Raw genomic sequence first — 7,137 nt, 5'->3', positions numbered from 1 at the left:
CGGTCTGTCAATTGCAGATGTGTTGTCTGGTCCACCGCATTCGCGAGCAAGCCCGCTCCCACATTCACAGTGTTTCAACACAAAAATCCTACAAGATTTGCCAAAAATACCCGTCACGCCGTTAGTCGCCACACCCCTCGATGCATTAAAGTAGACGCCCCAGCCCGGCGCTCGTGTCATGACGCCCAGGGCGCACCTCTCCAGGAACCGTCATCGATGGAACATCGTGAAGCGCTGCTCGCGCTGCGAACCTTTCTTTCTACGCAGATTCTCGGCCAGGAAAAACTCATCGATCGTCTGTTGATCGCCCTGCTCGCCGACGGCCACATGCTGGTCGAAGGCGCGCCGGGGCTGGCCAAGACCAAGGCCATCAAAGAGTTGGCCGAAGGCATCGAGGCGCAGTTCCATCGCATCCAGTTCACCCCCGACCTGTTGCCCGCCGACATCACCGGCACCGAGATCTATCGCCCGGAAACCGGCAGCTTCGTGTTCCAGCAAGGCCCGATCTTCCACAACCTGGTGCTGGCGGACGAAATCAACCGGGCCCCGGCCAAGGTGCAATCGGCCTTGCTTGAGGCCATGGCCGAGCGCCAGGTCAGCGTCGGGCGCAGCACCTACGAACTGTCGCCACTGTTCCTGGTGATGGCCACGCAAAACCCCATCGAGCAGGAAGGCACCTACCCATTGCCCGAAGCCCAGCTCGACCGCTTCCTGATGCATGTGAAAATCGGTTTCCCGGACGCCACCGTGGAACGGCGCATCCTGCAACAGGCCCGTGGCGAAGCGCTCAATGGCGAAACCAAACCCGAGCGTCGTGTCAGCCAGCAAGCCATCTTCGCCGCCCGCAAGGAAATCCTCGGCCTGTACATGGCCGATGCGGTGGAGGAATACCTGGTGCAACTGGTCATGGCCACGCGCACCCCGGCCAAGTTCGACCCGGAGATGGCCGAGTGGATCGCCTACGGCGCCAGCCCGCGGGGCTCAATTGCCCTCGACCGCTGCGCCCGCGCCCATGCGTGGCTGGCCGGTCGCGACTTTGTCAGCCCGGAGGATATTCAGGCGGTGCTGTTCGACGTGCTGCGCCATCGCATCATTCTGTCGTTCGAAGCCGAAGCCGCCGGCATTGACCAGGACCGCGTGGTGCAACGCATTCTCGACGTCGTTGCCGTCGCTTGAGCCCCATGAACGCAGGCGATGGCATCCGCGTCACCCTCAGCGAATTGATCGAGATGCGCCATCGCGTGCGCGAAGTGCAGCTGTTTTCCACGCCGAGCCAGCGCAGCCCGCTGATCGGCCTGCATCACTCCAAGTTGCGCGGGCGCGGTGTCGACTTCGACCAGGTGCGCGTGTACCAGGCCGGCGATGACGTACGCACCATCGACTGGCGCGTGACTGCACGCACCCAGGAGCCGCACACCAAGCTGTTCCATGAAGAACGCGAACGGCCGATCTTCATCATGGTCGAGCAAAGCTGCCGGCTGTTTTTCGGTTCGGGGCAGATGTTCAAGTCGGTGCTCGCGGCCCAGGCTGCGAGCCTGATCGGCTGGGCGGCGCTGGGCCACAACGACCGTGTCGGCGGGTTGGTATTCGGTGACAACGAGCACTACGAAATCAAACCGCGGCGCAGCAAGCAAAGCCTGCTGCAACTGCTCAACCGCCTGGTGCGGGTCAACCAGAGCCTGAACACCGAAAGCCACCCGGAAGCCGACGCCCTCGGCATGGCCCTGCGTCGTGGCCGCGAAGTACTGCGCCCGGGCAGCCTGGTGATCGTGATCTGCGATGAGCGCGCCCTGACCGAAGGCGCCGAGCAACAGCTGAGCCTTTTGGCGCGCCATTGCGACCTGCTGCTACTGCCGATTTCCGACCCGCTCGACCACGCCCTGCCCGCCGCCGGGCTGCTGCGTTTCGCCCAACGCGGCGCGCTGCTGGAACTCGACACGCTCAACTACGACCTGCGCCAGGCCTACAAGGCCCAGGCCGAAGCGCGCATTGCACGCTGGGAACTGCTCGCGCAAAAACTGCGGGTGCTGCTGATGCCGTTGAGCACCCAGAGCGAAATGGTCGAGCAACTGCGCGAATACCTCAACCCGCAACGCCCGGTTAAAAAACAATGAGCAGCCTTGACCAACTGCAACCGCTGATCGCCCCTCCGGCCATCGGTTTCTGGCCGCCGGCACCGGGCTGGTGGCTGTTGCTGCTGCTCATCCCGTTGCTCGGCTGGGGCCTGTGGTCACTGCGCCGCTTCCTACCGACACGACGCCCGGTGGCCCGCGCCGAACAACCACTGGACCCACTGCGCATCGCCGCCCTGGCGGAACTCGCGCTGATGCCCAAGCCCTACGACGGCGCCCCTGCCGGCGCCTGGCTGCAACAACTCAACGGTCTGCTCAAGCGCCTGTGCCGCAACGACTACCCCTACAGCCAGAGCCACACCCTCAACGGCCGCAAATGGCTGGCATTCCTCGACAACCGCTGCCCCGCCGCCGGCCTGACGCGCTGGATGGTGCTGGTGGAAGGCGCCTACAAGCCCGAATGCAAACTCGACGACAAGGCCATCGCCGGCCTGACCCAAGCCGTCGACACCTGGATTCGCAAACATGTTTGAGTTCGCCTGGCCGTGGATCTTAGCCCTGTTGCCATTACCCTGGCTGATGCGCCTGGTGCTGCCGGTCGCCGACAGCGGTGAGCCGGCCTTGAAGGTCAGCTACCTCAACGACCTCGAAAGCCTCGCCCGCCGCCGCGCCCGCTCAAACCTGCCGGGCTGGCGCCAGCAAGCACCATTCGTTTTCCTGTGGCTGTTGCTGCTCAGTGCCGCCGCGCGCCCGGAATGGCTCGGCGAACCGCTGCCGATTGCCGCCAGTGGCCGCGACTTGCTGGTGGCGGTAGACGTGTCCGGCTCCATGGATTTCCCCGACATGCACTGGCAGGACGACGACATCAGTCGCCTGAGCCTGGTCAAGCACCTGCTCGGCGATTTCCTCGAGGCGCGCGAAGGCGACCGTGTCGGCCTGATCCTGTTCGGCAGCCAGGCCTACCTGCAAGCGCCGCTGACCTTCGACCGCCGCACCGTACGCACCTGGCTGGATGAAGCACGCATCGGCATCGCCGGCAAGAACACCGCGATTGGCGACGCCATCGGCCTGGCCCTCAAGCGCCTGCGCCAACGCCCGGCGCAAAGCCGCGTGCTGATCCTGGTCACCGACGGCGCCAACAACGCCGGGCAGATCGACCCACTGACCGCCGCGCGCCTGGCCGCCGAAGAAGGGGTGAAAATCTACCCGATCGGCATCGGTGCCGACCCTGAGCAGACCGGTTCCCTGGGTATCCTTGGCGTCAACCCGAGCCTGGACCTTGACGAGCCCGCGCTCAAAGCGATTGCCGAGGCCACGGGTGGCCAGTATTTCCGCGCGCGCGATGGCGAAGAGCTGCAAGCCATCAAGCAGACCCTCGACAAACTCGAACCCGTCGAACAGCAACCGACCCAGGCCCGCCCGGCTCTGGCGCTGTACAGCGCGCCCCTCGGCCTGGCCCTGGTGCTGAGCATGCTGCTGGTGATCCAGGAACGCTGGCCGAACAACGCGCTGCAACGGCTGTTCGACAAACTGTCGAGCAAGGGCCGCTTCCTGCAACAGCGCCCTGAATGGCGCCAACGCCTCAAACGCCTGCGTTTACGGAGGCGTCGATGATCGACCTGTGGCCGCACTGGTTCCGCCCCTGGTGGCTGTTGCTGCTGCCGTTGCTCGGCTGGCTGCTGTGGCAACTGTGGCACCGGCAAAAACGCGCGGGGCGCTGGCAGATGATCTTGCCGCCGGCCTTCCATGCCGTGTTGCTCAGCGGCGGCAACGGCCGCGAAAGCAAAGCGCCGTGGGTGGTGCTCGGCATCGCCTGGCTGCTGGCCGTGCTGGCGTTGCTGGGCCCGAGTTGGCAGCGGGTTGAACAATCCAGCCAGAAGCCATCCGACCCGTTGGTGGTATTGCTGGAACTCACTCCGGAAATGCTCGCCACCGACAGCCCGCCCAACCGCCTGGAGCAGGCACGGCGCAAGCTCTACGATTTGTTGCAGGCACGCACCGACGCACAGACCGCCATCGTCGTCTACGCCGGTAGCGCCCACACCCTGGTGCCGCTGTCGGACGACCTCGCCACCAGCCGCAACCTGCTGGAAGCGCTGCGCCCCTCGATCATGCCCGAGCCCGGCCACCGCGCCGACCTGGCGGTCGAGAAAGCCCTGTTCCTGCTCAAACAAGGCGGGCTGGGCCAGGGACGCCTGCTGTTGATCGGCTCGTCGCTGTCCAAACAGGAACGCCAGGGCATTCGCCTGCTGCTGCAAGGTGCCCAGACCCCGAGCCTGTCGATCCTCGGCATCGGCAGCCGTGAAGGCACGCCCGTGACCCAGGAAAGCGGCGAGTTTCTCAAGGACGAACAAGGCGCGATTCTGGTACCACGTCTCGACAGCCCCACACTCAAGGCCTTTGCCAGTGAGATGGGCGGCCGCTACCGTGCCGCGCGCCTGGATGACAAGGACCTGCGCCAACTCGGCGTGCTCGACCCGCCCCAGGCCCTGCGCGACGACGGCCAGCGCCTGCACCTCGACACCTGGGCCGACCAGGGTTACTGGCTGCTCCTGCCGCTGTTGCTGCTGGCGGCCTGCGCCGGGCGCCGCGGCTGGCTGTTCTGCCTGCCGTTGCTGCTGTTGACCGCGCCCCAGCCCAGCTATGCCTTTGAATTACAGGACCTGTGGCTGCGCCCCGACCAGCAAGGCCAATACCTGCTGAAGAAAAAACGCCCGGCCGAAGCCGCCGAGCACTTCCAGGACTCGCAATGGCAGGGTTTGGCGCTGTATGAAGCGGGCAACTACGCCGAGGCCATCAAGCGTTTCGCCGAAGGCAATGACGCCTACTCCCACTACAATCGTGGTAATGCCCTGGCCAAGTCCGGCGCACTGGAAGCCGCCATCGATGCCTATGAACAGGCGCTGGAAGCCCAGCCCGACCTGCAACCGGCGTTGAAAAACAAAGCACTGGTGGAAGCCTTGATGCAGGAACAGGCCGAACCCGAGCCGGAGAAACCGGCAGAAAACCAGGATGACGAAACCCGCCAACCCGGCCAAACTGCGCAGCCGGGTGCCAGCGGGCAAAATGCCACAGGTGACGAACAGACGTCCCAGGGCCAGGGCGAGGCCGGCACCGGCGAGACCCAGGCCGGGGCCACACCCCCCACCGGAGGCAACGAAGTGCCGGGCAGCGAACTGGGGGATGAACAAACCACCACCCCGCCGCTGCGCCCCAACGACGCCAGCCTTGACGGTGAACACCGCCAGGCTCTGGAACAATGGCTGCGGGAGATCCCGGACAACCCCGGTGAACTGCTGCGCCGCAAATTCTGGTACGAACAGCAACAACATCAGGACAAGACTCGATGAGCCGCCGCACCACCCTACTGCTTCTGCTCACGTTATCGGCAGGCCACGCCCAGGCGGCGAACCTGGTCGCCAGCGTCGACCGCAGCCGCCTCAACTCCGGGGAAACGGTCGAGCTGACGGTGGAATCGAGCGACGTCACCCAGTTCGGCAAGCCCGACCTGTCGCCGCTGGAGGCACAGTTCGAAGTCAGCGGCACGCGCCAGCTCAACCAACTCACCACCCTCGGCGGCGACAACCACGCGACCACGCGCTGGATCATCACCCTGCTGCCCAAGGAAAACGGCACGGTGATCATCCCGCCGCTGCAAGTGGGCGAATACTCGACCCAACCCATCAGCCTGCAAGTGGTGGAGACCGCCAGCCAGAACACCAGCGCCGAACTGGCACCGGTGTTCGTCGAAGCCAACCTCGACCAAACCACGGTGTACGTCCAGGCCCAGGCGCTGTTGACGGTGCGGGTGTACCACTCGGTGTCGCTGTATGACGACAGCAGCCTCACGCCATTGCAAATCGCCGACGCCCGCGTCGAGCAACTGGGCGAGTCGCGCACCTACGAAAAGGTCATCAACAGCATCCGCCACGGCGTGATCGAAACCCGCTACGCGATCTACCCGCAGCACAGTGGCACGCTGGACATTCCGGCGCAGACCTTCAGTGCGACGCTGGTGGAGTCGCGCCCGCCCCAGGAAAACACCCTGCAAGGCACCAAGCCCGGCAAGCTGATCCACGTCAGCTCGGCGCCGCTGCCATTGACGGTCAAGCCCAAGCCCGAACTCTACCCCGCCGACGCGCCCTGGCTGCCCGCGCGCAGCCTGACCCTGAGCGAAAGCTGGAACCCCGAGCCTGAGCATGTGCAGGTTGGCGATTCCCTGACCCGCAGTCTCATCGTCAAGGCCGAAGGCCTCTCCAGCGCGCAACTGCCGGCGCTGCCCAGCACCGACATCAACGGCCTGCGCCGTTACCCGGACCAACCGGTGCTCGGCAACCAGACCAGCGACCGCGGCCTGATCGGCAGCCGCGAAGACCGCGAGGCCCTGGTGCCCAACCGCGTCGGCCCGTTGGAACTGCCGGCGGTAGACGTGGTGTGGTGGAACACCCACGAAGACCACCTTGAACATACCAGCCTGCCGGCGCGCACCCTGCAAGTGGCCAATAACCCAAGCCTGGTGGTGGACCCCCCCGCCACGCCGACCATCATCACCGCACCGGACGACAGTCGCTTGTGGCTGTGGCAACTGAGCACGCTGATCCTGGCCTGCACCACCCTGCTCGGCTTTGGCCTGTGGTGGCGCGCACGTCGCCAGCCCGCCGTGCTGCGCGCCGCGCAAACCGGCCCGAGCCCACGTACGCTGCTCGACGACCTCAAGCGCGCCACCCAGGCCAACGACCCCCAGGCCACCCGCCAGGCCCTCGACGCCTGGGCGCGCCAGCAACCGGAAACCCTGGCCGAGATGGCCGCCCGGTTTGTACCACTGTCCGACGCCCTCGACGGCCTCAACGGCGCGCTCTACAGCGAAAGCGGCCAATACTGGCTGGGCGAAGAACTGTGGCGCGCGGTCAAGGCCATCCCCATGGCCGAACGCGAGCTGGACCCTGCGACGGACACCACCAGCTTGCCGCCGCTCTACCCCAAATAACCAGGGCCGGCCTGAGACCACACAATTAACCTCTGGGAGATTCTATGGCTGAGGGCAACCCCTCCACCAACAGTCCCG

Annotated in this window: 6 protein-coding genes; all 6 read left to right on the top strand. The window is 65.5% G+C overall.

Translation table 11 applies throughout. The annotated features are described in order from the left end of the window. Nucleotides 1-216 precede the first annotated feature (216 nt). From LIY36_RS27440 to LIY36_RS27415, 6 genes are read left to right on the top strand one after another with little or no spacing between them, the layout of a single operon-like run. Nucleotides 217-1,176, top strand: coding sequence for an AAA family ATPase (locus LIY36_RS27440; protein WP_034119884.1), 960 nt, complete (start codon nucleotides 217-219; stop codon nucleotides 1,174-1,176). A gap of 5 nt (nucleotides 1,177-1,181) precedes the next feature. After that, a complete protein-coding gene (locus LIY36_RS27435; RefSeq protein ID WP_226457836.1) occupies nucleotides 1,182-2,114 on the top strand; it encodes a DUF58 domain-containing protein in 933 nt (310 codons plus the stop codon). Further along, the gene (locus LIY36_RS27430) at nucleotides 2,111-2,605 is read left to right on the top strand and encodes a DUF4381 domain-containing protein (protein WP_192300528.1); all 495 of its coding nucleotides are present in this window, start codon (nucleotides 2,111-2,113) and stop codon (nucleotides 2,603-2,605) included. The genes LIY36_RS27435 and LIY36_RS27430 overlap by 4 nt, the downstream gene beginning before the upstream one ends. Then, nucleotides 2,598-3,686, top strand: a complete 1,089-nt coding sequence (locus LIY36_RS27425; protein WP_226457835.1) for a vWA domain-containing protein — start codon at nucleotides 2,598-2,600, stop codon at nucleotides 3,684-3,686. The genes LIY36_RS27430 and LIY36_RS27425 overlap by 8 nt, the downstream gene beginning before the upstream one ends. Beyond that, the gene (locus LIY36_RS27420; protein WP_226457834.1) at nucleotides 3,683-5,422 is read left to right on the top strand and encodes a tetratricopeptide repeat protein; all 1,740 of its coding nucleotides are present in this window, start codon (nucleotides 3,683-3,685) and stop codon (nucleotides 5,420-5,422) included. Before LIY36_RS27425 ends, LIY36_RS27420 begins: the two co-directional genes overlap by 4 nt. After that, complete coding sequence (locus tag LIY36_RS27415) at nucleotides 5,419-7,059, top strand: BatD family protein (RefSeq protein ID WP_226457833.1); 1,641 nt, start codon at nucleotides 5,419-5,421, stop codon at nucleotides 7,057-7,059. Before LIY36_RS27420 ends, LIY36_RS27415 begins: the two co-directional genes overlap by 4 nt. Nucleotides 7,060-7,137: the final 78 nt, after the last annotated feature.

This window comes from Pseudomonas sp. AF03-9 (genome assembly GCF_020515815.1).
Lineage (GTDB): Bacteria > Pseudomonadota > Gammaproteobacteria > Pseudomonadales > Pseudomonadaceae > Aquipseudomonas.
Note: the sequence above shows the minus strand (reverse complement) of the source record. Positions and strands in the feature narration are given on the sequence as shown.

Bases quoted from the DNA above. Each gene is read 5' to 3' on its own strand.
- LIY36_RS27440 (WP_034119884.1), top strand. From the start codon at position 217: ATGGAACATCGTGAAGCGCTGCTCGCGCTGCGAACCTTTCTTTCTACG.
- LIY36_RS27435 (WP_226457836.1), top strand. From the start codon at position 1,182: ATGAACGCAGGCGATGGCATCCGCGTCACCCTCAGCGAATTGATCGAG.
- LIY36_RS27430 (WP_192300528.1), top strand. From the start codon at position 2,111: ATGAGCAGCCTTGACCAACTGCAACCGCTGATCGCCCCTCCGGCCATC.
- LIY36_RS27425 (WP_226457835.1), top strand. From the start codon at position 2,598: ATGTTTGAGTTCGCCTGGCCGTGGATCTTAGCCCTGTTGCCATTACCC.
- LIY36_RS27420 (WP_226457834.1), top strand. From the start codon at position 3,683: ATGATCGACCTGTGGCCGCACTGGTTCCGCCCCTGGTGGCTGTTGCTG.
- LIY36_RS27415 (WP_226457833.1), top strand. From the start codon at position 5,419: ATGAGCCGCCGCACCACCCTACTGCTTCTGCTCACGTTATCGGCAGGC.